The organism is Micromonospora sp. DT47 (genome assembly GCF_049844475.1).
GTDB lineage: Bacteria > Actinomycetota > Actinomycetes > Mycobacteriales > Micromonosporaceae > Micromonospora.
In genome coordinates this window covers 474,147-497,166 of the sequence record NZ_JBNCLC010000002.1, presented here as the reverse complement: position 1 = coordinate 497,166, position 23,020 = coordinate 474,147, and the positions used below count along the sequence as shown (strand labels likewise).

Annotated in this window: 22 protein-coding genes and 6 pseudogenes; 20 read left to right on the top strand and 8 right to left on the bottom strand. The window is 73.9% G+C overall.

Annotation, left to right across the window (positions count from 1 at the left end; all coding sequences use genetic code 11):
* Positions 1 to 10 precede the first annotated feature (10 nt).
* The 12 genes and pseudogenes from proS to ACLQ2U_RS04850 all read left to right on the top strand — a co-directional run bounded on the left by proS (position 11) and on the right by ACLQ2U_RS04850 (position 8,393).
* Positions 11 to 1,417 carry a proline--tRNA ligase gene (gene proS / locus ACLQ2U_RS04905; RefSeq protein WP_425749302.1) on the top strand — a complete coding sequence of 469 codons (1,407 nt, stop codon included), beginning with the start codon at positions 11 to 13 and terminating at the stop codon, positions 1,415 to 1,417.
* 81 nt (positions 1,418 to 1,498) lie between these two features.
* Positions 1,499 to 2,146: a DUF402 domain-containing protein gene (locus ACLQ2U_RS04900; RefSeq protein WP_425749301.1), complete on the top strand. Its 648-nt coding sequence runs from the start codon at positions 1,499 to 1,501 to the stop codon at positions 2,144 to 2,146.
* 241 nt (positions 2,147 to 2,387) lie between these two features.
* Positions 2,388 to 2,933 (top strand): 30S ribosomal protein S16, encoded by a 546-nt coding sequence (gene rpsP / locus ACLQ2U_RS04895; RefSeq protein WP_425749300.1) that lies wholly within the window; start codon positions 2,388 to 2,390, stop codon positions 2,931 to 2,933.
* A complete protein-coding gene (locus ACLQ2U_RS04890) occupies positions 2,908 to 3,168 on the top strand; it encodes an RNA-binding protein (protein WP_425749347.1) in 261 nt (86 codons plus the stop codon). Before rpsP ends, ACLQ2U_RS04890 begins: the two co-directional genes overlap by 26 nt.
* A gap of 2 nt (positions 3,169 to 3,170) precedes the next feature.
* The gene (rimM, locus tag ACLQ2U_RS04885; RefSeq protein WP_425749346.1) at positions 3,171 to 3,725 is read left to right on the top strand and encodes a ribosome maturation factor RimM; all 555 of its coding nucleotides are present in this window, start codon (positions 3,171 to 3,173) and stop codon (positions 3,723 to 3,725) included.
* A 22-nt stretch (positions 3,726 to 3,747) separates the two neighbouring features.
* The gene (gene trmD / locus ACLQ2U_RS04880) at positions 3,748 to 4,536 is read left to right on the top strand and encodes a tRNA (guanosine(37)-N1)-methyltransferase TrmD (protein WP_425749299.1); all 789 of its coding nucleotides are present in this window, start codon (positions 3,748 to 3,750) and stop codon (positions 4,534 to 4,536) included.
* Between the two features lie 143 nt (positions 4,537 to 4,679).
* The gene (rplS, locus tag ACLQ2U_RS04875) at positions 4,680 to 5,036 is read left to right on the top strand and encodes a 50S ribosomal protein L19 (protein ID WP_425749298.1); all 357 of its coding nucleotides are present in this window, start codon (positions 4,680 to 4,682) and stop codon (positions 5,034 to 5,036) included.
* A gap of 184 nt (positions 5,037 to 5,220) precedes the next feature.
* A pseudogene (gene lepB, locus ACLQ2U_RS04870) lies at positions 5,221 to 6,101 on the top strand (signal peptidase I).
* Between the two features lie 9 nt (positions 6,102 to 6,110).
* The gene (gene lepB / locus ACLQ2U_RS04865; protein WP_425749297.1) at positions 6,111 to 6,728 is read left to right on the top strand and encodes a signal peptidase I; all 618 of its coding nucleotides are present in this window, start codon (positions 6,111 to 6,113) and stop codon (positions 6,726 to 6,728) included.
* A 59-nt stretch (positions 6,729 to 6,787) separates the two neighbouring features.
* Positions 6,788 to 7,267 (top strand): NUDIX hydrolase, encoded by a 480-nt coding sequence (locus ACLQ2U_RS04860; protein ID WP_425749296.1) that lies wholly within the window; start codon positions 6,788 to 6,790, stop codon positions 7,265 to 7,267.
* Positions 7,261 to 8,073 carry a ribonuclease HII gene (locus ACLQ2U_RS04855; RefSeq protein WP_425749295.1) on the top strand — a complete coding sequence of 271 codons (813 nt, stop codon included), beginning with the start codon at positions 7,261 to 7,263 and terminating at the stop codon, positions 8,071 to 8,073. Before ACLQ2U_RS04860 ends, ACLQ2U_RS04855 begins: the two co-directional genes overlap by 7 nt.
* Positions 8,070 to 8,393, top strand: a complete 324-nt coding sequence (locus ACLQ2U_RS04850) for a DUF2469 domain-containing protein (RefSeq protein ID WP_007075222.1) — start codon at positions 8,070 to 8,072, stop codon at positions 8,391 to 8,393. The genes ACLQ2U_RS04855 and ACLQ2U_RS04850 overlap by 4 nt, the downstream gene beginning before the upstream one ends.
* A 67-nt stretch (positions 8,394 to 8,460) precedes the next feature.
* Here ACLQ2U_RS04850 and ACLQ2U_RS04845 read toward each other — a convergent pair whose 3' ends face one another.
* Positions 8,461 to 9,567: a sulfite oxidase gene (locus ACLQ2U_RS04845; RefSeq protein ID WP_425749294.1), complete on the bottom strand. Its 1,107-nt coding sequence runs from the start codon at positions 9,565 to 9,567 to the stop codon at positions 8,461 to 8,463.
* A 76-nt stretch (positions 9,568 to 9,643) separates the two neighbouring features.
* Positions 9,644 to 10,279 (bottom strand): SAM-dependent methyltransferase, encoded by a 636-nt coding sequence (locus ACLQ2U_RS04840; protein WP_425749293.1) that lies wholly within the window; start codon positions 10,277 to 10,279, stop codon positions 9,644 to 9,646.
* Positions 10,280 to 10,408: 129 nt separating this feature from the next.
* On the opposite strand from ACLQ2U_RS04840, the pseudogene ACLQ2U_RS04835 reads away from it, so the two are divergent.
* Positions 10,409 to 11,029: pseudogene (locus ACLQ2U_RS04835) on the top strand (M23 family metallopeptidase); the annotation flags it as partial.
* Between the two features lie 167 nt (positions 11,030 to 11,196).
* Here the strand turns inward: ACLQ2U_RS04835 and ACLQ2U_RS04830 are convergent.
* The 3 pseudogenes from ACLQ2U_RS04830 to ACLQ2U_RS04820 form a co-directional block, all read right to left on the bottom strand.
* Positions 11,197 to 12,378: pseudogene (locus ACLQ2U_RS04830) on the bottom strand (aminotransferase class V-fold PLP-dependent enzyme).
* A 65-nt stretch (positions 12,379 to 12,443) separates the two neighbouring features.
* Positions 12,444 to 12,959 (bottom strand): annotated as a pseudogene (locus ACLQ2U_RS04825) (tyrosine-type recombinase/integrase); the annotation flags it as partial.
* A 194-nt stretch (positions 12,960 to 13,153) separates the two neighbouring features.
* A pseudogene (locus tag ACLQ2U_RS04820) lies at positions 13,154 to 13,517 on the bottom strand (site-specific integrase); the annotation flags it as partial.
* Positions 13,518 to 13,804: 287 nt separating this feature from the next.
* On the opposite strand from ACLQ2U_RS04820, the gene ACLQ2U_RS04815 reads away from it, so the two are divergent.
* Positions 13,805 to 14,143 (top strand): hypothetical protein, encoded by a 339-nt coding sequence (locus ACLQ2U_RS04815; RefSeq protein WP_425749292.1) that lies wholly within the window; start codon positions 13,805 to 13,807, stop codon positions 14,141 to 14,143.
* 15 nt (positions 14,144 to 14,158) lie between these two features.
* On the opposite strand, the gene ACLQ2U_RS04810 is transcribed toward ACLQ2U_RS04815, so the two are convergent.
* From ACLQ2U_RS04810 to ACLQ2U_RS04800, 3 genes are all read right to left on the bottom strand, one after another.
* On the bottom strand, positions 14,159 to 15,373 hold the full coding sequence (locus ACLQ2U_RS04810; RefSeq protein WP_425749291.1) for a DNA-processing protein DprA: 1,215 nt from the start codon (positions 15,371 to 15,373) through the stop codon (positions 14,159 to 14,161).
* Entirely contained in the window at positions 15,370 to 16,890 is a 1,521-nt protein-coding gene (locus tag ACLQ2U_RS04805; protein ID WP_425749290.1) for a YifB family Mg chelatase-like AAA ATPase, read from the bottom strand. The genes ACLQ2U_RS04810 and ACLQ2U_RS04805 overlap by 4 nt, the downstream gene beginning before the upstream one ends.
* Positions 16,891 to 16,998: 108 nt before the next feature.
* Positions 16,999 to 17,358: a YraN family protein gene (locus ACLQ2U_RS04800; protein ID WP_425749289.1), complete on the bottom strand. Its 360-nt coding sequence runs from the start codon at positions 17,356 to 17,358 to the stop codon at positions 16,999 to 17,001.
* 149 nt (positions 17,359 to 17,507) lie between these two features.
* Between ACLQ2U_RS04800 and ACLQ2U_RS04795 the strand changes: the two genes are divergently transcribed.
* The 6 genes and pseudogenes from ACLQ2U_RS04795 (at position 17,508) to frr (ending at position 22,742) form a co-directional block, all read left to right on the top strand.
* On the top strand, positions 17,508 to 17,987 hold the full coding sequence (locus tag ACLQ2U_RS04795) for a diadenosine tetraphosphate hydrolase (protein ID WP_425749288.1): 480 nt from the start codon (positions 17,508 to 17,510) through the stop codon (positions 17,985 to 17,987).
* Positions 17,988 to 18,103: 116 nt separating this feature from the next.
* Positions 18,104 to 19,052, top strand: a pseudogene (locus ACLQ2U_RS04790) (hypothetical protein).
* 234 nt (positions 19,053 to 19,286) lie between these two features.
* Positions 19,287 to 20,216 carry a 30S ribosomal protein S2 gene (gene rpsB, locus ACLQ2U_RS04785; protein ID WP_425749287.1) on the top strand — a complete coding sequence of 310 codons (930 nt, stop codon included), beginning with the start codon at positions 19,287 to 19,289 and terminating at the stop codon, positions 20,214 to 20,216.
* A gap of 134 nt (positions 20,217 to 20,350) precedes the next feature.
* Positions 20,351 to 21,178, top strand: coding sequence for a translation elongation factor Ts (tsf, locus tag ACLQ2U_RS04780; protein ID WP_425749286.1), 828 nt, complete (start codon positions 20,351 to 20,353; stop codon positions 21,176 to 21,178).
* Between the two features lie 160 nt (positions 21,179 to 21,338).
* Positions 21,339 to 22,106: a UMP kinase gene (pyrH, locus tag ACLQ2U_RS04775; protein WP_425749285.1), complete on the top strand. Its 768-nt coding sequence runs from the start codon at positions 21,339 to 21,341 to the stop codon at positions 22,104 to 22,106.
* 78 nt (positions 22,107 to 22,184) lie between these two features.
* Entirely contained in the window at positions 22,185 to 22,742 is a 558-nt protein-coding gene (gene frr, locus ACLQ2U_RS04770) for a ribosome recycling factor (RefSeq protein ID WP_425749284.1), read from the top strand.
* Positions 22,743 to 23,020 lie beyond the last annotated feature (278 nt).

The following is a 23,020-nucleotide window of genomic DNA, read 5'->3' as shown; positions in this document are numbered from 1 at the left end:
ATGTGCGGTCATGGCACGCGTGCTCACTCCCCGTGCGGAGGACTTCCCCCGCTGGTACCAGGACCTGATCGCCAAGGCGAAGCTGGCCGACAACGGCCCGGTCCGCGGGACCATGGTCATCCGACCGGCCGGCTACGCCATCTGGGAGCGGATGCAGGCCGAGATGGACGCCCGGATCAAGGCGGCCGGCGCGGAGAACGCGTACTTCCCGCTCTTCATCCCGGAGAGCTACCTCAAGCGTGAGGCCGCGCACGTCGAGGGCTTCTCGCCGGAGCTCGCGGTGGTCACCCACGGTGGCGGCAAGCAGCTCGCCGAGCCGGTGGTGGTGCGCCCCACCAGCGAGACGGTGATCGGCGAGTTCATGGCCAAGTGGATCGACTCGTACCGGGACCTGCCGCTGCTGCTCAACCAGTGGGCGAACGTGGTCCGCTGGGAGCTGCGCCCGCGGATCTTCCTGCGCACCAGCGAGTTCCTCTGGCAGGAGGGGCACACCGCGCACGCCACCCGCTCCGACGCCCGCGCCTACGCTCGGCGGATCCTGCACGAGGCGTACGAGGACCTGATGGTCAACGTGCTCGGCATCCCGGTGGTGGTCGGCCTGAAGACCGCCCGGGAGCGCTTCGCCGGCGCGACCGCCACCTACACCTGCGAAGGCATGATGGGTGACGGCAAGGCGCTGCAGCTCGGCACCAGCCACGAGCTGGGGCAGAACTTCGCCAAGGCGTTCGACATCAGCTACTCCTCTGCCGAGGGCGGCCGCGAGCACGCCTGGACCACCTCCTGGGGCACCTCGACGCGGATGCTCGGCGGGCTGATCATGTGTCACGGCGACGACAACGGGCTGCGGGTGCCGCCGCGGATCGCGCCGGTCCAGGCGTACGTGATGGTGGTCAAGGACGGCGAGGGCGTCGCCGAGGCGGCGGCCAAGCTGCGCGACGGGCTGCGCGACGCCGGCGTCCGGGTCGCGCTCGACGACCGCACCGACACCCCGTTCGGCCGCCGGGCCGTCGACGCCGAGCTGCGTGGCTATCCGGTACGCGTCGAGGTCGGCCCCCGCGACCTGGCCGCCGGCAACGCGGTGGTGGTCCGGCGTACGGATGGCTCGAAGTCCCCGACGCCGGTGGCGGACGTGGCCGGCGCGGTGCTGGCCGCGCTCGACGCCGACCAGCAGGCGCTGCACGACCAGGCTCTCGCCCACCGGCAGTCCCGCACCGTCGAGGTATCCACCCTGGCAGAGGCGATCGAGGCGGCCGCCACCGGCTGGGCCCGGGTGCCGTGGTCGGCGGTCGGCGTCCAGGGTGAGGCCGAGGCGAACGGCCAGGGCGTGACCGTCCGCTGCCTGGTCCGCGCCGACGGCTCGGTCCCCGACTCGGAGGACGAGCCGGACCTGGTCGCCATCCTGGCCCGCGCCTACTGACCGGCCTGGCCGGCGCCTGCTGACCGGTCCTTCCTGGCGCCCGCGGTGCCGGTGGGGCCCGTGCGACACCGGGGGTGACGAGTGCGGTTCGAGCCGGGGCGGCTGATCATGCACCGGAACGTGCGTCGGGGCCGGATCGGCTGGGTTCGGCCGGCCCGGGTGGTCGCCGACGACGAGCGCGGGCTGCTGCTCTGGCTCGCCCGGGACACCCCGGTGGCCAACGAGGTGACCGAGGCCGGGCTCGGCATGCGGGCCATGCCGTTCGCCGAGTGGATCTCCTCGTCCTACCGGCTGGCGCACGGCCGGTGGAACGGGCCGCCGCTGCTGAAGTTTCTGCCCACCGGGGCGGCCCACTCGGTCTGGTGGTTCCGGGACGCCCAGGGGCGCTTCGCCAACTGGTACGTCAACCTGGAGGAACCCGCCGCCCGGTGGGACGACGGCCCGGTGGCCGGGGTCGACGTGGTGGACCAGGACCTGGACGTGGTGGTCCACCCGGACCGGAGCTGGCGGTGGAAGGACGAGGAGGAGTTCGCCGAGCGGCTCGCCTTCCCGGACGACTACTGGGTGCCGGACTCCACGGCGGTACGGGCCGAGGGGGAGCGGGTGATCGCCCTGGCCGAGGCGGGCCTGTTCCCGTTCGACGGCACTTGGTGCGACTTCGCCCCGCCGGCCGGCTGGGCCGTGCCGGAGGAACTCCCGCCGGGCTGGGACCGCCCGCCGGTGCGCTGAGCGGGTGTTCCGCGTCACTGTCGCGCCGACCCCGGGCGCGGTGTCCGGGTCCGGTGTGAGAGATCGGCGCCGGATCTGGCAGAATGGGTCGCTGGTATCCGGCGCGCGTCCGGCGCCCTCTAACCCGGGCGCGTCGCCAGTCCACCGAGTAGTCTCCGGCCCAACCCCACTGTGCCGGTCGGCGCTCACCCGTGCACCGCCCGTACCGGGACGGTGAAATCGCAACAGGAGCGAAACAACTGTGGCCGTAAAGATCCGGCTCCTGCGGATGGGCAAGATCCGCAACCCGCAGTACCGCATCGTCATCGCCGACTCGCGCACCAAGCGTGACGGTCGCGCGATCGAGTTCGTCGGCGTGTACCAGCCGAAGGAAGACCCTTCGGTGATCGAGGTCAAGTCGGACCGGGTCCAGTACTGGCTCTCCGTCGGCGCGCAGCCGAGCGAGGCGGTGCAGCGCCTGCTGGAGCTGACCGGTGACTGGCAGAAGTTCAAGGGCCTGCCGGCCCCGCCGCCGCTGAAGGTCGCCCCCGAGCGGGCCGACCGCAAGGCGGCGTACGAGGCCGAGGCGAAGGCCGCCGCCGGCCTGGCTCCGGAGACCCCGGCCAAGCCGGCCAAGAAGGCCGCCAAGGCCGAGGCTCCGAAGGCCGAGGCTCCGAAGGCCGAGGCTCCGAAGGCCGCGGCCCCGGCCGAGGCTCCTGGGGCGGAGGCTCCGAAGACCGAGGCTCCGAAGACCGAGGCTCCGGCCGAGGCCCCGGCCGCTGCTGCCGACGCCGGTGAGCAGGCCTGACATGGCGCTGCGTCCCGCGCTGGAGCACCTGGTCAAGGGCATCGTCGAGCACCCGGACGACGTGCGCGTCCGGATGGTCGACTCCCGTCGGGGCAAGCTGCTCGAGGTCCGCGTGCACCCCGAGGATCTCGGCACGGTGATCGGGCGGTCCGGCCGGACCGCCAAGGCACTGCGCCAGGTGATCGGCTCCATCGGTGGACGCGGAGTACGCGTCGACATCGTCGACTCGTACTGATGCTGCTCATCGTCGGCAGGATCGGCAAACCGCACGGACTCCGCGGTGAGGTCACCGTGGAGGTGCGGACCGACGAGCCCGAAGCGCGATTCGCCCCCGGCCTGGTGCTGCGCACCGAGCCGGGGGCGGCCGCGCCGGCCAACCCCGCCCCCGGCCCGGGCGTGGCGTTCCGGGTCCCGGCGGAGCTGACCATCGAGTCGGCCCGCTGGCACCAGAGTCGGATGCTGGTCACCTTCGAGGGCATCCTCGATCGGGAGGTCGCCGAGGCGCTGCGCGGCACCCTGCTCGGGGTGGACAGCGCCGACGTCGCCCCGCCGGACGACCCGGAGGAGTTCCACGACCACCAGCTGGTCGGGCTCGCCGTGGTCACACCGGCCGGCGAGCGGCTCGGCGAGGTGGCCCGGATCGACCACGCGCCCGCCTCGGACCTGCTGGTCCTGCGCCGCCCCGAGGGGGGTACCGCGCTGATCCCCTTCGTCAAGGCGATCGTCCCCGAGGTAGACCTCGCCGGCGGTCGCGTCGTGGTCGACCCGCCGGCCGGTCTGCTCGATCTCTAGAACCCGCTGGAGCGGACCCCTCATGCGCGTCGACATCGTGTCGATCTTCCCGGAGTACTTCGCCCCGCTGGACCTGTCGCTGATCGGCAGGGCCCGGGAGAACGGCACGCTGCGGCTGGCCGTACACGATCTGCGAAGCTGGACCCACGACGTGCACCGCACGGTCGACGACACGCCCTACGGCGGCGGCCCGGGCATGGTCATGCGGCCCGAGCCGTGGGGCGAGGCGCTCGACGCCCTCGCCCCCGACGAGCTGAACCCGGACGGGCTCACCCTGCCCCGGCTGCTGGTGCCCTCGCCGGCCGGCGTCCGGTTCACCCAGGCGATGGCCCACGAGCTGGCCGCCGAGTCGCACCTGCTCTTCGCCTGCGGCCGGTACGAGGGCATCGACCAGCGGGTGCTCGACCATGCCGCGACCCGGATGCGGGTGACCGAGGTGTCCCTCGGCGACTACGTGCTCTTCGGCGGCGAGGTGGCGGTGCTGGTGATCCTGGAGGCGGTCACCCGGCTGCTGCCCGGGGTGCTCGGCAACGCCGGCTCGCTGGACGAGGAGTCGCACGCGCACGGGCTGCTGGAGGCCTCGATGTACACCAAGCCGGCGACCTGGCGCGGGCACGAGGTGCCGGAGGTGCTCCGCTCCGGCGACCACGGCCGGATCGCCCGGTGGCGGCGCGACGAGGCGCTGACCCGTACGGCCGCCCGGCGGCCCGACATGATCGCCGCGCTGGCCCCGGAGAGCCTGGACAAACGGGACGTCGCCGCGTTGGACCGGGCCGGATTTCAGCTGCCGCCGGGGGATGTGGCAAAGTAGAGGGGTTGCCGCATCCGTCCGCGCCCGCAGGCGGCTGCGAGGATCCCCGACCGGGGTCGGTCCGCCGACCACCACCCGGGGATCAGAATCACCCATCCGCGCACCGAGTGACGGTGCGCCGTGAGCCTCACGAGGACACAGCGATGAACATCCTGGACGCCCTTGACGCCCAGTCGAAGCGGACCGACCTCCCCGACTTCCGTGCCGGTGACACCGTCAAGGTGCACGCGCGGGTCGTCGAGGGCAACCGGTCCCGTGTCCAGATCTTCCAGGGCGTCGTCATCCGCCGCCAGGGTGACGGTCTGCGCGAGACCTTCTCGGTCCGCAAGGTCAGCTTCGGTGTGGGTGTCGAGCGGACCTACCCGCTCAACGGCCCGGGCATCGACCGGATCGAGATCGTGACCCGCGGTGACGTCCGTCGCGCCAAGCTCTACTACCTGCGTGAGCTGCGCGGCAAGAAGGCCAAGATCAAGGAGAAGCGGGAGAAGCAGCCCCGCTGACTTCCCGCTCGCCACGCCGCTTGAGCCGCCCGGATGTCATATCGACCAGCGCGCATTACCCTGGTCGTACGGGCGTAGGAGGGCGGCGACGCTGGTCGCGGCGATGCGAATGTCCACTACCGCCCGTGGGGCCTCGACGAGGCCCCACGGGCGGTAGTGTCGTTTCTGCGGACCGGGGAGTGACGTGGTACGGGTGCTTGACGAGGACGGCACAGTCGATCCGTGGCGCCGACGGGTCCGGCGCGGTCGCCGGCAGATGCCCCTCTGGCAGGAGTTGCCGCTGCTCCTCGTGGTGGCGTTCTGCCTCGCGGTGCTGATCCGCACGTTCCTGCTCCAGGCCTTCTTCATTCCCTCCGGCTCGATGGAGGACACCCTCCTCATCGGTGACCGGGTGCTGGTCAACAAGGTCGTCTACGACGTCCGTGACCCGCAGCGCGGCGAGATCGTGGTCTTCCGCGGCACCGACCGGTGGGTCGCCCAGGAGAGCCAGGAGCCCGAGCAGGGCTTCGCCGGCAAGGTGGGCCGCACCTTCGGCGACCTGGTCGGGGTCAGCCGGCCCGGTGAGAAGGACTTCATCAAACGGGTGATCGGCCTGCCCGGCGACCGGGTCAAGTGCTGCGACGACCAGGGCCGCGTCCTGGTCAACGGCATCCCGCTGGACGAGCCGTACGTGATCCGGAACTCGCCGCTGGACGTCCCGCCGAACCCGCGGGAGTGCCGGTCCCGGCGCTTCGACGAGGTGGTCGTGCCGGCCGGTCAGATCTTCGTGATGGGCGACCACCGGCTGGTCTCCCAGGACGCCCGCTGCCAGGGTCCGGTGCCGATCGACAACGTGGTCGGCCGGGCGTTCGCGGTGGTGTGGCCCTCCTCCCGGTGGGCGTCGCTGCCGATGCCGGAGACCTTCGCCAAACTGGCCCGGCCCGCCGCCGCCCCCGCCGCCCCCGCCGACCCGCCCACCCCCGCCGAGCCGCGACCGGTGGGCGGGGTCGACCTCGTCCTCCCGGTCACGGCCGTGATTTCCGTTGTCGCGCGTTCCGGAGGATCGCTGCGCGCCCGGCAACGTAGGCTCCTCCCGTGATTGACGAGCAGACCGAGAAGCCCCGCAGCTCCTTCTGGAAAGAGCTGCCCATCCTCCTGGGCGTCGCGATCCTGGTCGCGGTGCTGGTCCGCTCCTTCGTGCTGCAGACCTTCTTCATCCCGTCCGCCTCGATGGAGAACACCCTCAAGATCGATGATCGGGTGCTGGTCAACAAGCTGGTCTACGACTTCCGGTCGCCGCACCGGGGCGAGGTGGTCGTGTTCAGGGCGCCAACCGAGTGGAACCCCGACGGCGAGGACTACATCAAGCGGGTGATCGGTGTCGGCGGCGACCACGTGGTCTGTTGCGACGCCCAGGACCGCCTGACGATCAACGGGAAGTCCCTCGACGAGCCGTACATCTACCCCGGGAACAAGCCGGCGAACCAGGAGTTCGACGTCACCGTCCCGGACGGGCGGCTCTGGGTCATGGGCGACCATCGACAAGAATCCGGCGACTCGTTGCAGCACTGGCAGCAGCCCGATCCGAACATCGACAGCGCGACCATCCCCGAGGACCGGGTCGTCGGCCGGGCCTTCACCGTCTTCTGGCCGGTCGACCGGGCCAAGTGGCTCAGCGTCCCGGAGCAGTTCGACAGGATCCCCAACCCGTAGCGGTCACGACGTCGCCCCGGGCGTGGCCGATCGTCACCGGCGTCTGGCAGGCTGGGGCGGTGACCGTCTACACCCCTCGCCGCGCGGCCCGGGTGCTGCTCGTCGACGCGGGCGGCCGGGTGCTGCTCTTCGCCGGCGCCGACCCGGCCCGTCCGAACCACCGGTACTGGTTCACCCCCGGCGGTGGCCTCGACCCGGGGGAGACCCCGGCCCAGGGTGCGGCCCGGGAGCTGGCCGAGGAGACCGGGCTGCGGCTGGGCCCGGCCGACCTGGGTGCGCCGGTCTGGGCCGAGACGGTGGAGTTTCCCTTCGACGGCGTCTGGTACCGGCAGGAGCAGGAGTTCTTCCTGGTCCGGGTCCCCACCTGGGAGGTGGACACCACGGGCTTCGACGACATCGAGCGGGCCAGCGTCTCCGGGCACCGCTGGTGGTCGGTGGCTCAGCTGACGGCGACCGACGAGCGGTACTACCCGGCGGACCTGCCCGCGGTGCTGACCCGGGCCCTGGCCGGCTTCCCGGCCGGGGGTGACGCGTGCTGACGCCGCCGCGCACGGTGGTGCGCCGCGACGGTGGGCTCTACGCGCTGGAACGGGCCCTGCAACGGCGGGGTTTCCGGCACGTGGCCGGCGCCGACGAGGCCGGCCGGGGCGCCTGCGCCGGGCCGCTGGTCGCCGCCGCGGTGGTGCTGCCCGAGGGGCGGCGCGGCGAGATCGACGGACTGGCCGACTCGAAGCTGCTCACCCCGGCCAGCCGGGAGCGGATCCACGACGAGGTGGTGGCCCGGGCCCTGGCGTACGCGGTGGTGGTCATCCCCGCCGAGGAGGTCGACATCCGGGGCCTGCATGTGTGCAACCTGGCCGCGATGCGCCGGGCGCTCGCCTCGCTGACCACCCGACCCGAGTACGTGCTGACCGACGGCTTCGGGGTGGACGGGCTGGACGTGCCCGGGCTGGCGGTCTGGAAGGGGGACCGGGTGGCCGCCTGCGTGGCGGCGGCCAGCGTGCTGGCCAAGGTCACCCGGGACCGGATCATGGTGGAGCTGGACGGGCGGTACCCGGGCTACGGCTTCGCCGAGCACAAGGGGTACATCACCGCCGAGCACACCGAGGCGCTGCGGGACCGGGGGCCGTGCCTGGAGCACCGCTTCTCGTACGTCAACGTGGCCGCTGTCTCGGGCCGGGAGGGCACCCCGCCCCGGGCCCGGCGTCGGGTCGGCGGTCCCGCCTCCGAGCCGATGGAGCGCTCGGGCGCGTCAGGGGGTACCGTCGGCGTGGCGTTGGGCGAGCAGCCTCGGCCTCCGGCGCCGGTGGGGGAAGATGTGGTCATGGAAGGCGGAGTGCGATGAGCGCGGAAGATCTCGAGAAGTACGAGACCGAGATGGAGCTGCAGCTCTACCGGGAGTACCGCGACATTGTCCGCCAGTTCTCCTACGTGGTGGAGACGGAACGCCGCTTCTACCTGGCCAACCAGGTCGACCTGCACGTGCGTAACTCCGACGGCGAGGTCTACTTCGAGGTCGAGATGCACGACGCCTGGGTGTGGGACATGTACCGCCCTGCCCGTTTCGTCAAGAATGTCCGGGTGATGACCTTCAAGGACGTCAACGTCGAGGAGCTGGAGAAGCCGGACATCTCCCTGCCCGCCGACTCCGGCTTCGGCGGCTGACCCGACCCGGTCAACGTACCGCTTGGCGCGTCCCTCGCCGCACCGTGGCGGGGGACGCTACCGCGGATCACTCCGCGAGCACCACGACCTCTACCCGCTGGACCAGGTTGTTGGCGAAGCCACCCCGGTTCCACGGCTGCTCCACCGGCTGGGCCCGCCCCGACGCGTCGGTGGCCCGGGCGCCGAGCGTGTACCGCCCCGGTTCCGGCGACCACTCGTACCGCCAGCGGCGCCAGGACCAGTCGCCGCCGCGCGGAGCATCCACCATGGCCGGTGCCCAACTGGCGCCGCCGTCGGTGGTGACCTCCACCGAGGTCACCGGCGCGTGCCCGGACCAGGCCCGACCGTCCACCGTGCACGGACCGGCCCGCAGCACCCGGGTACGCGACATGAAGTCCGGGAAGCCCGGCGGGCGGACCAGCGCCCGCGGCTCGATCCGGGTCACCGGCACACCGGGGTCGTCGGCGTCCCGGCGCAGCCGGTAGGCCACCGCGTTCTGGTAGCCGTCGAACTCCTCGGTGAGCACCGTGATGCTCCGCAGCCACTTGACGTGCGCCATGCCGTACCAGCCGGGGACGATCAGCCGCAGCGGCGCGCCGTGCTGCGGCAGCAGTGGCGTCCCATTCATCTCGTACGCCAGCAGCACCTCCTCGCGGAGCGCGTCGGCCACCGGCAGGGCCCGCTCGTAGTCCTGCTCGACGCCGCGCTCGAGGCCGTGGTCGGCGCCGGTGAAGACCACGTCCACGGCGTCGGGGGAGATCCCGGCCTCGCGCAGCAACGGCGCCAGCGGGGTGCCGGTCCACTCGGCGTTGCCGACCGCCTCCACCAACCAGGGCTGGCTCACCGGACGCGGGTGCAGCAGCGCCCTGCCGTTGCCGGCGCACTCCAGCGTGACCTGCCGGGTCACCCGGGGGCGCTGCCGCAGCTCGGTCAGGCCGAGGATGAGCGGCTGGCGTACCGCGCCGTCGACGGTCAGCGCGTGGGTCGCCGGGTCGGTGTCCGGGATGTCGTAGTGGATGAGCAGGTAGTGCAGGCCGGCCGGGGTGACGTCGTAGCGCAGCGCCTCCAGCGGGATGCCGTGGTTGCGGGCGGCCAGCTGGAGTTCCTCCGCGCTGATCGCCTCGTCCGGCCCGGCGACCCGCGAGGGCCGGCTCACATCGTCCACGGTGGTCACGGCGGCCTCCCGGTCTCTGCCTCGACGCGCGTAAACCCAGCCTAGACGGCGGACCACCCGGCCCCGGCGTCCGCGTTCACGCCCCGGCGACGAACTCGAACATGCGCACCCCGGACGGCAGCGGCCGGGGCGTACCGAGATGGCGGTGCGCGCCGACGCCGACCCCGTCGGCCGGCGCGCTCACCTCCACCGGGGCGAAGCCCGCCTGGGCGAACCAGTCGCAGATCGTCGGCACCAGGTCCGGGTCGCGGCGGTGCCGGGTCCACAGCACCGTCCCGCCGGTGGCGCAGAGCGCGGCGCTGTACCGGACGGCGGCGTGCACGTCGGCGTCGGAGACGTTGCCGAAGATGCCGCAGAGCAGGACCAGGTCCGCCGGGACGAGGTCCCGGTAGAGGTCGGTGCGGGCGGCGTCGTCGACCAGCACCTCGACGCCGGTCACGCCGGCCGCCCGGACGGCCTCCGCCGCGACCTCGGCGTTGCGCGGGTCGAGTTCGACCAGCCGGGCCGTGACGTCCCCGGCACGCGGATGCTCCGCCAGCACCGGGATCAGGTCCCGCCCCTGGCCGGCACAGAGACTCACCGCCCGCAGCGGCCCCGGTGGCGCCGCGTCGAGGGCGGCGCCGACCAGCCGCTGCACCTCGGTCAGCCGGCGGGCCAGCGGCGAGCCGGGCCGGTCATAGTCGTCGTGCCAGCCGTACCAGTCCCGGGTCACCGGCCCAGCCTAGGCGGGCGCGCGTAGCAGATCGACCCGATCGGTGGGCGTTCTCCACAGCGGCCCCGGCTGTCCACAGCGGAGCGTTCCCCGGCGACGGTCGGGCGTTCGGCGGGGCAGGCTGCCCGCATGCGAGCAGCGTTGCGGCGGTTGACGGCGTGGTGCGCCGTCATCCTCACCCTCGTCCCGTCGTCCGGTCCGGCCGGCGCGGCACCGGTGTCGTCCCGGCCGTCCGCCCGGGCTGCCCCGTCGGGGAGCCTGGCCGGGGCCGCGCCCGGACCCCGCTCAGCGGTCGCCGTCGGGCCGGTGAGGTCCGGCCCGGTGCCGCCGGGTCCCGCGGCACTGCCGGTGTTCCGGTGGCCGCTCGACGGTGCGCCCCGCCCGGTGCGCCGCTTCGACCCGCCGCCCCGGCCGTGGCTGCCCGGCCACCGTGGCGTCGACCTGGCCGCCGCCCCGGGGGCGACGGTCCGCGCGGCCGGTCCCGGGACGGTGCTCTTCGCCGGCATGGTCGCCGGCCGCCCGGTGGTCACCGTCGGCCACGCGGCGGGCCTGCGGACCACCTACGAGCCGGTGCTACCCGGGGTACGCCCCGGCGCTCCGGTCGCCGCCGGTGCCGCGCTCGGTGACCTGCTCGCCGGGCATCCCGGCTGTCCCGCGCCGGCGTGCCTGCACTGGGGACTGCGGCGCGGGGTCGACTACCTGGATCCGCTGGCCCTGATCGGCCTCGGCCCGGTCCGGTTGCTCCCCGTCGGGGACCCGGTCGACGGCCCGGGCCTGCTCCCGGCCGGCGGGCCGGGCCTGCTCCCGGCCGAGGGCCTCAGGCGGCGCTACGGGTCGGCCTGTCGGTGCGGCCGCCGCGATGCCGCGCCGCCCCCATCGACGATCAGCACCTGGGCGATCGAGCGTGGCGGCACGGGTCAGCCGCGGGCGAGCAGCGGGGGCAGCCGGACGGCCAGCCGCTCGTACTCGTCGGGGGAGTTGTAGACCTGACCGCAGACCCGCAGCCAGCCGCGGCCGTTCCAGGCCATCACCGCCACCTCGGTGGCGAGCTGCGTGGCGATCCGGGTCCGCAGGGCCCGCGCGGCGTCCAGGGTGGTGGCGAGGCCCGGCGGCAGCGGCACGATCCGCATGGCGACCGTCGGTCCGCCCGGGTCCGGCAGGTCGGCCGGCGCCACCCCGAGCGCGTCCCCAGCACCCGCTGCCCGTACGCGGCGAGCGCGGCGTTGTGCGAACGGACCCGGTCCAGGCCGAGGCTGCGCAGCGTGTAGAGCCCGACGGGGGGCGCTCAACCAGCTCGTGTAGTCGAGGGTGGCCTGCCACTCCACGTTGCCGGGGAAGCCGCTGTCCTGCTCCCAGGAGACCACCAGCGGCTCGATCCGCTCCCGCCACGCCCGCGCGACCACCAGGACGGCGGTGCCCCGCGGGGCGTACCCCCACTTGTGCAGGTTGCCCACCCAGAAGTCGGCGCCGATGCCGTCCACGGCGCCCGGCAGCATGCCCGGCGCGTGCGCGGCGTCCACCAGGACCGGTACGCCGTGCTCGCGGGCGACCCCGACGACGGCCGCGGCCGGGAAGAGTCGCGCGGTGGCCGAAGTGAGCTGGTCGACCACGAGCAGCCGGGTGCGTCCGGGTCGCAGCCCGGCCCGGACGATCTCGACGATCTCCTCGTCGGTGGCGGTCAGCGGCACCGGCAGGACCCGGGAGACTGCCCCGGTGCGGCGGCACTCGCGGGCGATGGAGAAGCCCACCGCGCCGTACCCGTGGTCGGTGCTGAGCACCTCGTCGCCCGGGCGCAGGTCCAGCGACCGGAGGACCACCGCGACGCCGGTGGTGGCGTTGCCCACCAGGGCGCTGCCGTCCGGGTCGGCGCCGAGGAAGGCGGCCAGGTGCCGCCGGGTGTGGGTGATCCGGTCGACCAGCCCCTGCGTGAAGAAGCGCAGCGGATTGGCTTCCATCTCGTCGCGCAGTCGCTGCTGCGCCCGCTGCACGCCGATCGGCACCGCGCCGAACGAGCCGTGGTTGAGATGGCTGACCGACGGGTCGAGCGAGAAGAGCAGTCGGGCCCCGGGGATCGGCTCGGGCGGCCGGGCGACGGTCACCCCGTGATCGTATCCGTTGATCGATCTTCGGCCCCTGGTTCGCGGAGTGCGGGCGGCCGGGCTGGTCAGGCGCGCGGGTGGGCCTGGCGGTAAGCGGCCCGGAGCCGTTCGACCGACACGTGGGTGTAGATCTGCGTGCTGCCCAGCGAGGAGTGCCCCAGCAGTTCCTGGACCGACCGCAGGTCCGCGCCACCCTCCAGCAGGTGGGTCGCCGCCGAGTGCCGCAGCCCGTGCGGGCTGACCCGGGGCAGGTCGAGCGACTCGGCGTACCCGGAGACGATCCGCCGGGCGGTGGTCGGGTTCAGCCGTCCGCCGCGGGCGCCGAGCAGCAGCGCGTCCCCGGAGGCCGGGCCCGCCACCGCCGGCCGGCCGAGCCGAAGCCATGCGTCGAGGGCCCGCTGCGCCGGCACCCCGTACGGGACGGACCGCTCCCGGCCGCCCTTGCCGAGGACCCGGACCACCCGGCGGCCGTGGTCGACGTCGGCGACGTCCAGGCCGCACGCCTCGCTGATCCGCACGCCGGTGCCGTAGAGCAGTTCGAGCAGCACCCGGTCCCGCAGCCGGACGGGATCGTCGGCCGGGACGCGGTCGGCGATCCCCGCTCCGGCCCGGCCGGCATTCTCGGCCGGGTCCGCTGTCCTGGCGGGGTCCGCTGTCCCGGCCGGGTCCGCTGTCCCGGCCGGGGCCCGGGCCAGGCCCGCTGCTCCGTCCGGCGGTGGGGCCGGCTCTGCGGGCCGGCTCGGCGGTACGCCCGGCGGGCCGAGTCGGCTCGGTGCCTCCACCAGCGCGGCCGCCTGGTCGGCGCGGAGCACGGTGGGCAGTTCGCGGTGGGCCCGGGGACTCGACAGCGGTGCGGCCACGTCGGTGGGCAGCAATCCGCAGCGGTGCGCCCAGGCGCTGAACGTCCGGGCCGTCGCCGCCCGGCGGGCCAGCGAGGTCCGTGCCGCGCCCAGGGTCCGCTGCTTCGCCAGCCAGCTGCGCAGCACCGTCAGGTCCAGGTCCGCCGGCGTGGCGCAGCCCATCCGTACCGCATGGTCCAGTAGCGACACCAGGTCGGCGACGTACGCCCGGACCGTGTGCGCGGACCGGTTGCGCACCTGCGCCAGGTGACCGGCGAAGTCGTCCACCGCCTCCCGCATCGGCGGCGGCAACCCTTCGTGCACCGCCCGGGTACGCGGTCGGCCGCCGGACGTACCCGACCTCGGGCGGCCCGCTGGTTCCGGCTGACTCCGGCCTGGCACGCCCTCAGCGTAGGCGCGCCGGACCGGGCGGGCACGACACCGGGCCGCCGGGCCCAGGTCGGCCCCGACGGCACGCCGTCGGCCCTGGTCCTGGCCCCCGACGGCGGGGAAACTGGATCCCAGACGGGGTGCGCGCCGCCGCCGGTGCCGCGGTGGACACCGCCGACGGGAGGAGGGGACCGCTCATGGGCCTGGATGTCGTCCTCTACCGACGGGTCCGTGCCGGCCACGGCCGTCGGCCGTCGTCCGTCGCCGCCCAGGTGGTGCCCGACCCCGACGACCTGCTCCTCGACCTGCTGACCCGGGTCCGGGGTGGTGGGCGTACCCCGATGCTGGACCGGATCGACCCGCTCGGCGAGCTGGTTGTCGGCCCGGAGACGGCGCCCGGGTTGCTGACCGAACTGCGTTGCCTGGCCGAGGCCGCGCGGACGCCAGCCGAGACCGCGCAGGTGCGCCGGGCGGCACTGCTCGTCCAGCGGTGCGCCCGCGAACGGGACGTGGAGATCCGCTTCGAGGGGGACTGAGCCCAGCGGTCCGGGTCACCGTCCCGTTACCGGGCCGGGGACCGTCGAGGCGCGCGCCGGCTTCGGCGCCGGACCCAGGGCGTACCCACCGTCCCGGCGGACCACCATCGACAGCTCCTCCAGCAGGGCGAGCTTCCGCATCGCCGTACGCACGTCCACGCCGGCGCGCGCGGCCAGCGCGTCGAGGCCCAGCACACCGCGCCGGGGGAGCGACTCCAGCACCAGGGTCGCCTCGTCGTCGAGCAGGTCGACCGGGCGGTCCGGCCCACGCGCCGGCGCGGCCAGGTCGGCCCCGATCCGACCCACCTCCTCCAGCACGTGCGGCACCCCGGTCACCAGCCGCGCGTCCGGCTGTTCCCGCAGCAGCTCGTGCGCCCCGACCGACATGGCCGAGGTGACCGGCCCCGGCACCACCATGGCCCGCCTGCCCATCGCGATCGCCCGGTTCGCGGTCTGCGTCGCGCCGCTGCGCGCCGACGCCTCCACCAGCACCGTCCCGCGGGTGGCGGCGGCGATCACCCGGTTGCGGATCAGGAACCTCGGCCGCAGCGGATCGGATCCCGGCAGCCATTCGCTCACCAGCAGCCCGGTCTCGGCGATCCGGTCGAACAACGCCGCATTGCCCATCGGGTAGGGCCGGTCCACGCCGCAGGCCAGCACCGCCACGGTCACCCCGCCGGCGGTCAGCGCGCCCCGGTGCGCCGCGGCGTCGATGCCGAATGCCCCGCCGGAGACCACCGTCCAGTCCCGGTCGGCCAGCCCGTACCCGATCTCGGTGGCGACGTGGACGCCGTACGGGGTGGCGGCCCGGGCCCCGACCACGGCGACCGAGCGGTCCAGCACCTCGCCGAGCGGCCAGGCCCCGCGTACCCAGAAGCAGAGCGGCGGGGCGGTCTCCAGGTCGACCCGCCGGCTCGCCCCGGGCAGCACCAGGCGGTGCAGGCCGTCGAGGCGGGCCGGCCACTCCGCGTCCTCCGGGGTCAGGATCCGGGCACCGACCCGGTCGGTCCGGGCGAGCGCCTCGGCGGCCGCGGCGCGGGCGTCCCCGGCGGCCGTCCGGGCCGCCACGGCGGCGCGCAGCCTGCCGTCCCGCGCACCGCCGTCCAGCATCAGCTCCAGGGCGGTCACCGGGCCGAGCTGCTGGACCAGCCGGTGGACCGCCCACGTGCCGGGCTCGGTGAGCCAGGTCAACGCCACCCGGGCCAGCAGCCGCTCCTCGCTGGTGCTCATGTCCCTTCCCCCGTCCTCAGTTGGGTGGCCTCCCGGACGTCGTCGCGCTGCGGCCGGTCCCGGCCGTCGAGGTCGGCGATGGTCCAGGCCAGCCGGATGATCCGGTCGAAGCCCCGGGCGGAGATCGCGCCGGAGTCGAGCCGGCCGCGCAGCTCGGCGGTGTCCCGGGCGGGCAGCCGCCACGGCGGCCGGCGCAGGTGCGGCCCGGGGATCTCGGCGTTGAGCATGCGGCCGACCTCCGCCCAGCGGGCGGCGGCCGCCTGCCGGGCGGCGGCCACCCGGGCCGCCACTGTCGCCGACGACTCGCTGGCCACGGCCGCCTCCATCAGCTCGGCCGCCCGGACCGGCAGCAGCTTCACCTGCACGTCGATCCGGTCCAGCAGCGGGCCGGAGAGCCGACCCAGGTAGCGCCGGCGGGCCAGCGGGCTGCACTCGCAGTACGCGTCCCCCGCCGGCTTCGCGCACGGACAGGGATTGGCGGCGAGTACCAGTTGGCTGCGGGCCGGGTACTCGGTGCCGCCCCCGCTGCGGGTGAGCTGGACGTGGCCGTGCTCCAACGGTTGCCGCAGCGCCTCCAGCGCGCCCTTGCTGAACTCGGGCGCCTCGTCGAGGAAGAGCACACCCCGGTGGGCGAGCGAGACCGCGCCCGGACGGGCCAGCCCGGACCCGCCGCCGACCAGGGACGGCACGGTGGCGGTGTGGTGCGGCGCCTGGAACGGCGGCCGGCGCAGCAGCCGGCCACCCGGCGGGAGCAGCCCGGCGACCGAGTGCAGCGCGGTGACCTCCAGCGCCGCGTCGTCGTCCAGCTCCGGCAGGATCGAGGGGAGCCGCTCGGCGAGCATGGTCTTGCCCGCTCCGGGTGGCCCGAGCAGCGCCAGGTGGTGCCCGCCGGCGGCGGACACCTCCAGCGCCCGGCGGCCGAGCCCCTGCCCGGCCACGTCGGCCAGGTCCGGGCCGTCCGGGCCGGGTGGTGGCGGGGCGGTGGGCGGTTCGAGCAGCGGGCTGCCGTCGCGGACGAACGAGACCAGCCGGTGCAACGTGTCGACGGCCCGGACCCGGATTCCCGGGATGACCGCCGCCTCGGCGGCGTTGTCGAGCGGCACGACCACCCGGTCCCGACCGGCCCGCGCCGCGGCGGCCACCATCGGCAGCACCCCGCGGACCGGGCGGACCGTCCCGTCCAGGCCCAGCTCGCCGAGGACCACCACACCGTCCAGCGGCACCAGCGGCAGCTCCCCGGAGCCGCCCAGCACCGCCACCGCGATGGCCAGGTCGAACGCCGAGCCGTACTTGGGCATCGTCGCGGGCAGCAGGTTCAGGGTGATCCGGCGGTTCGGCCAGCGCTGCCCCGAGTTGACGATCGCGGCGCGGACCCGGTCGCGCGCCTCGTGCAGCGCGGTGTCGGGCAGCCCGGAGATGACCACCGCCGGCAGGCCCGGCGCCAGGTCGGCCTCCACCTCGACCAGGTGGCCGGTCACCCCGACCAGCCCGACGCAGAACACCTTGGCGTAGCTCACGCCGACACCTCCCTGCGGTCGGCATCGGCGTGAGGCTCCACCGCACTGAGCCTGATGGGTCGCTCGCGCCGCCCGCTCACGCCGCCGCTCCGATGATCCGCGCGGCCATCAGAACGCGCCCTTGAGGTGCTCGACCCGGGCCGGGCCGACGACGGGCAGCCGGACCGACAGCACGTCGAAGCGCACCTCGTCGGCGGTGGTCCCGGTCTCGGCCAGCCAGCGGGCGGCGAGCCCGCGCAGCCGGCGGGCCTTGGCCCGCACGACCGCCTCGGCCGGGGTGCCGTACTCCTCGGTGCGGCGGGTCTTCACCTCGCAGAAGGCGAGGACCGGGCCGTCCCAGGCGATGATGTCGATCTCGCCGTCCGGGCAGCGCCAGTTGCGGGCGACCGGACGCAGTCCCGCCCCGATCAGGTGCCGGACGGCACACCGCTCGCCGTACGCGCCGACCGCCTGGTTCCGCTTCGTCATGGCGACCACGCTGGGGCACCGTCCGGCGGCCACGCCCCCTGCGCCGGCCCGGCTGTGGACGACGGACCGGCCTGTGGACGACCGGACGATCATGGGTCCGGTGTGCTAGGGGCCCACGGGCGCCGACCCGGTCCGCTATCGTCCCGGAGGTGACCGGGGACTGGCGGCGTGACCGGGTCGGGGCGGCGCTGCGCGGCGTGAACCCGACCGTGCTGCGGCGGCTCTCCGCCGGGTTCGCGGTCATCGGTGACAGTCAGTTCCTGCCCGGCTACTGCGTTTTGATCAGCGACGATCCGGACGCGGACCGGCTGGCCGACCTGCCGCGCGAGCGCCGGCTGGCGTTCCTCGCCGACATGGACCTGCTGGGCGAGGCGGTCCACCGGGTCTGCGCCCGGCGCGATCCCGGCTTCCTCCGGGTCAACTATGAGATCCTCGGCAACCTCGACGCCTTCCTGCACGCCCACGTCCGCCCCCGGTACCGGTGGGAGGCCGCTGACCTGCGCCGGGGGCCCGCCACGGCGTACCCGGCCGAGGTGTGGCGGGACCCGGCGCACGCCCTCGGCCCCCGGCACGACGAGCTGCGCGGGCAGCTGGTCGAGGAGTTCGACGCCCTGACGGGCCACGGATAGCGGTCGCGGGCCACGGATCAGAGCCGGCCGGCCACCCGGATGAGGTCACTCTTCGTGTGTCCGTGATGACCCGTCCCGTGCCGCGTCGATCCTCGTCCCGTCACGCAGAGGGGCGGATGGCGCCGGTGGGGCCGGTCGCATACGGTGCCGGACGTGGACGCACAACGGAGCTATCCCGAAGATCAGGAGTCACGCTGGTACCCCGCCGGGCACGAGCGCGGTTACGGCGAGCCGGACTGGCGTGGCGCGGGTGAGCCGCGCCCGCGCGACGACGAGTTCCGGACCCCGGACCAGCGGGGCGCCGAGGAGGGCCGGTACGCCGATCCGACCGGCCGGTACGGCGATCCGGGACGCTTCGGCGGTGGCGACCCCCTGGGTGACCCGCGGGGCGAGTCCGAGGGATACCGCCCGGCCCGCACGCGGCGGGTCGAACCGGACGATCCGGACGTCTCCGGTGAGCTGCCGGCGGAGCGTGCCGGCTGGCGCGCGGCTCGCGAGACGGGCGCCGGCCCATTGGCCGGCCCGGGCGCGGACCCGCTGGCCACGTCGGTCGCCGGTCCACTCGCCGCAGGCCCGGCGGCGAGCGCCGAGCCCACCCGACCCGCCCCGCTGGGGGGGTACCCGGTCATCGAGCCGAACCGGCCGGCCGAGCCGGCCCACCCGCTGGAGATGCCGACCGGGCCGATGCCGCCGGTGGTGCCCCGCCTGGACGGCCCGGCCGGCCCGGAGGGGGCGTACCGTCCGGGTGGCGCGCCCTCCGACGGGGTCTACCGGACCCGGCGGCCGGCGCTGGCGGTGATCCTGGGTGCGCTGGTCCTGGCCTTCGAGCTGCCGGCCCTGCGGGTGCTGCTGCACGGGCTGACCGGCGACCCGGTCTCCGCCTCGCACGTCGTGGTGGGCACCTTCCTCGTCGCCGGGTTGCCGATCTTCGCCGCCGGGCTCTACGGGCTGCGCACCGGCGGCCTGGCGATGGCCGAGGGTGGCCGGGGCTGGCTGCGCCCGCCGACGGCGTACCTGACCGTCGGTCTGGTGCTCTTCGTGGCCGCCGCGCTCGCCGCCCGCTGATCCGACGGGCGGGTCCGCGCACCCCAGGTCCACGTGGCGGGACGGGGGCGTACACTGGTCGACTGGCGACCGCCTCGCGCGGTCGACCTCGCGCGCCCTCTCCACGGTTCGTCGTGGGGCGACGGCCTCCCTGGTCCCGATCTTGGTCGGGCCCACCATGGCCGGCGACCAGGCGCCAGGACGCCCGGCCACCGGCCGGGCGTGAAAACCAGGGATCTTGAGGAGTACCCCACCATGGCCGTCGTGACCATGCGTCAGCTGCTGGAGAGCGGTGTCCACTTCGGGCACCAGACCCGGCGCTGGAACCCGAAGATGAAGCGCTTCATCATGACGGAGCGCAACGGCATCTACATCATCGACCTGCGCCAGACCCTCGACTACATCGAGAAGGCGTACGCGTTCGTGCGCGGGACCGTCGCCGAGGGTGGCAGCATCCTCTTCGTCGGCACCAAGAAGCAGGCCCAGGAGGCGATCTCCGAGCAGGCGACCCGGGTCGGCCAGCCGTACGTGAACCACCGCTGGCTCGGCGGCATGCTGACCAACTTCCAGACGGTCTACAAGCGGCTGCAGCGGATGAAGGAGCTGGAGGCCCTCGGTGACCTGAGCGGCACCGCCGCCGGGTACACCAAGAAGGAGACCCTGCAGCTCTCCCGCGAGAAGATCAAGCTGACCCGCACCCTGGGTGGCCTGCGGGACATGCAGAAGCTCCCGGCCGCGGTCTGGATCGTCGACACCAAGAAGGAGCACATCGCCGTCGACGAGGCCCGCAAGCTGGGCATCCCGGTGATCGCGGTGCTCGACACCAACTGCGACCCGGACGAGGTCGACTTCCCGATCCCGGGCAACGACGACGCGATCCGCTCGGCCGAGCTGCTGACCAGGGTCGTCGCCGCCGCGGTCGCCGACGGTCTGATCGCCCGCTCCGGCCGTCGCCGGGGCGCCGACGAGAAGCCCGAGCCGGGTGTCGGCACCGACGAGCCGCTGGCCGAGTGGGAGCGCGAGCTGCTCGAGGAGCCGGCCAAGAAGGCGGACGAGCAGCCGGCGCAGCCGACTGAGCAGCCGGCCCAGGAGCCGAAGGCCGAGCAGCCGGCCCAGGAGCCGAAGACCGAGCAGTCGGCCCAGGAGCAGAAGACCGAGCAGCCGGCGCCCGCCGCCGCGGAGTGACCGCACCGTCGCCTCCGCGCCGTCCGTTTTCACGGACGGCGCGGAGCGGCGGGTACGCCGGGCACATCCGGCCAGGATCCGGGTAACCGGCACCCAGACCAACCCACCGCAGTTCCGACATCGAAGAGAGAGCCATGTCCAACTTCACCGCCGCGGACGTCAAGAAGCTCCGCGACCTCACCGGCGCCGGCATGATGGACTGCAAGAAGGCGCTGACCGAGGCTGAGGGCGACTTCGACAAGGCCGTCGAGATCCTGCGCGTCAAGGGCGCCAAGGACGTCGGCAAGCGGGCCGGCCGCACCGCCGCCAACGGCCTCGTCGCCCACTCCGGCAGGGCGCTGCTGGAGCTCAACTGCGAGACCGACTTCGTCGCCAAGACCGAGGCCTTCGTCGCCCTGGCCCAGCAGTTGGTCGAGCACGGCGAGCGCAGCGGGGTCAGCACCGCCGAGGAACTGCTCGCCTCCGAGCTGGACGGCAAGACCGTCGCCGACCTGGTCCAGGAGCAGTCCGCCAAGATCGGTGAGAAGCTGGTGCTCAACCGCTTCGCCAAGCTCGACGGCACCACCGCCGTCTACCTGCACCGCAAGAGCCAGGACCTGCCGCCGGCCGTCGGCGTGCTCGTGGAGTACGCCGGCAAGACCGACGAGGCCGGCGACGCCGACGCCCGCGCCGCCGCGATGCAGATCGCCGCGATGCGGCCGAAGTACCTCACCCGGGACGAGGTGCCGGCCGAGGTCGTCGAGTCGGAGCGGCGCATCGCCGAGCAGACCGCCCGCGAGGAGAACAAGCCCGAGGCGGCGCTGCCGAAGATCGTCGAGGGCCGGGTCAACGCCTTCTTCAAGGACTACGTCCTGCTCGAGCAGGCGTCGGTCGCCGACAACAAGAAGACCGTGAAGCAGGTGCTGGCCGAGGCCGGCATCGAGGTGACCCGCTTCCTGCGGTTCGAGGTCGGTCAGGCCTGAGCCGCCGGATCGGGCGCCTGACGCGCCCGTGGGCACGCAACGTCGACGAGGAGGCCGCTGGTGTACGTAACAGGCACCGCGGCCTCCTCGTCACATAGGGTCGGCAACGGCAGGTACGTGGTACGCGGCACAGTTGACGTGCGCGGAGAGGGCGGGGCGGATGACGCAGGTTGTGAGTGACCGGAGCCTGGGAGCGGACGACCCGACGGCGCCGCCGCCGGGGCGTGCTCGCCGGGTGGTGCTGAAGCTCTCCGGTGAGGTCTTCGGCGGCGGCGCGATCGGCGTCGACCCGGACGTCGTGCAGGCCATCGCCCGGCAGATCGCCACCGTGGTCCGCCGCGGCGTGCAGGTCTCCGTGGTGGTCGGCGGCGGCAACTTTTTCCGAGGCGCCGAGCTGCAGAAGCGCGGCATGGACCGGGCCCGGGCCGACTACATGGGCATGCTCGGCACGGTGATGAACTGCCTGGCGCTGCAGGACTTCCTGGAGAAGGAGGGCGTCGAGACCCGCGTGCAGAGCGCGATCACGATGGCCCAGGTCGCCGAGCCGTACATCCCGCTGCGGGCGATCCGGCACCTGGAGAAGGGCCGCGTGGTGATCTTCGGCGCCGGCGCCGGGATGCCGTACTTCTCCACCGACACCGTGGCCGCCCAGCGCGCGCTCGAGATCCGCGCCGACGTGGTGCTGATGAGCAAGAACGGCGTGGACGGCGTCTACACCGCCGACCCGCGGATCGACCCCACCGCGAGCAAGTTCGACTCGATCACCTTCTCCGAGGTGCTGCAACGCAACCTGCGGGTGGCCGACGCCGCGGCGTTCAGCCTCTGCATGGAGAACGGCCTGCCGATGCTGGTCTTCGGTGCCCAGGGCGACGACACGATCATCCGGGCCGTCGTTGGCGACAAGATCGGTACCCTGATCACCGCCTGACCGCCCCGCCGACCACCGTAGCGGTCCTCCGACAGACAGCAGAGCCCACCACGAGCACAGAAGGAGGCGAGGAGACCGGTGATCGACGACACCCTCCTCGAGGCCGAGGAGAAGATGGAGCGTGCCATCGAGCACGCCAAGGAGGAGTTCGGCGCCATCCGCACCGGTCGCGCCAACGCCGCCATGTTCTCCAAGGTCGTCATCGACTACTACGGCAGCCCGACGCCGCTGCCCCAGATGGCGTCCATCGCGGTTCCCGAGCCGCGCATGGTGATCATCAAGCCGTACGACAACTCGCAGCTGAACGCCATGGAGAAGGCGATCCGCGACTCCGACCTCGGGGTCAACCCGAACAACGAGGGCAACCAGCTGCGCATCCTGCTCCCGCAGATGACCGAGGAGCGCCGCCGCGAGATGATCAAGGTCGCCCGGCACAAGGGTGAGGAGGCCAAGGTGGCCATCCGCAACATCCGCCGCAAGGGCAAGGAAGAGCTGGACCGCCTCGTCAAGGACGGGGAGGTCGGCGAGGACGACGGTCGCCGCGCGGAGAAGGAGCTCGACGACCTGACCCAGCGCTTCGTCGCCGGCGTCGACGACCTGGTCAAGCACAAGGAGACCGAGCTGCTCGAGGTCTGAGCGGCGGCCGGCCCCGAGTCGGACGCGATCCTGCCGTGGCACCGGTGTGCCACCGCCCGTGAGGCGGTGGGGCCCGGTGCCACTGTCGTGGGAGCGGGCCACCGGGAGGCGGGCCGCCGCGGGGGGGCCCGGTGCCACTGTCGTGGGAGCGGGCCACCGGGAGGCGGGCCGCCGCGGGCCGTCGGTCCCCGGTGCGCCATCGTCCGCCGTGCCGGGACGGCGGGTGCAGTAGGCTCGGCACGATTCCCGGCCACCAATCGGTGAACGGCGGGAATCGG

What these genes read in the sequence shown, in the direction of transcription:
- proS (WP_425749302.1), top strand. Translation starts at nt 11, where the DNA reads ATGGCACGCGTGCTCACTCCCCGTGCGGAGGACTTCCCCCGCTGGTAC.
- ACLQ2U_RS04850 (WP_007075222.1), top strand. Translation starts at nt 8,070, where the DNA reads ATGAGCGCGGAAGATCTCGAGAAGTACGAGACCGAGATGGAGCTGCAG.
- tsf (WP_425749286.1), top strand. Translation starts at nt 20,351, where the DNA reads ATGTCCAACTTCACCGCCGCGGACGTCAAGAAGCTCCGCGACCTCACC.
- rplS (WP_425749298.1), top strand. Translation starts at nt 4,680, where the DNA reads ATGAACATCCTGGACGCCCTTGACGCCCAGTCGAAGCGGACCGACCTC.
- pyrH (WP_425749285.1), top strand. Translation starts at nt 21,339, where the DNA reads ATGACGCAGGTTGTGAGTGACCGGAGCCTGGGAGCGGACGACCCGACG.
- ACLQ2U_RS04810 (WP_425749291.1), bottom strand. Translation starts at nt 15,373, where the DNA reads ATGAGCACCAGCGAGGAGCGGCTGCTGGCCCGGGTGGCGTTGACCTGG.
- trmD (WP_425749299.1), top strand. Translation starts at nt 3,748, where the DNA reads ATGCGCGTCGACATCGTGTCGATCTTCCCGGAGTACTTCGCCCCGCTG.
- ACLQ2U_RS04815 (WP_425749292.1), top strand. Translation starts at nt 13,805, where the DNA reads ATGGGCCTGGATGTCGTCCTCTACCGACGGGTCCGTGCCGGCCACGGC.
- rpsB (WP_425749287.1), top strand. Translation starts at nt 19,287, where the DNA reads ATGGCCGTCGTGACCATGCGTCAGCTGCTGGAGAGCGGTGTCCACTTC.
- ACLQ2U_RS04800 (WP_425749289.1), bottom strand. Translation starts at nt 17,358, where the DNA reads ATGACGAAGCGGAACCAGGCGGTCGGCGCGTACGGCGAGCGGTGTGCC.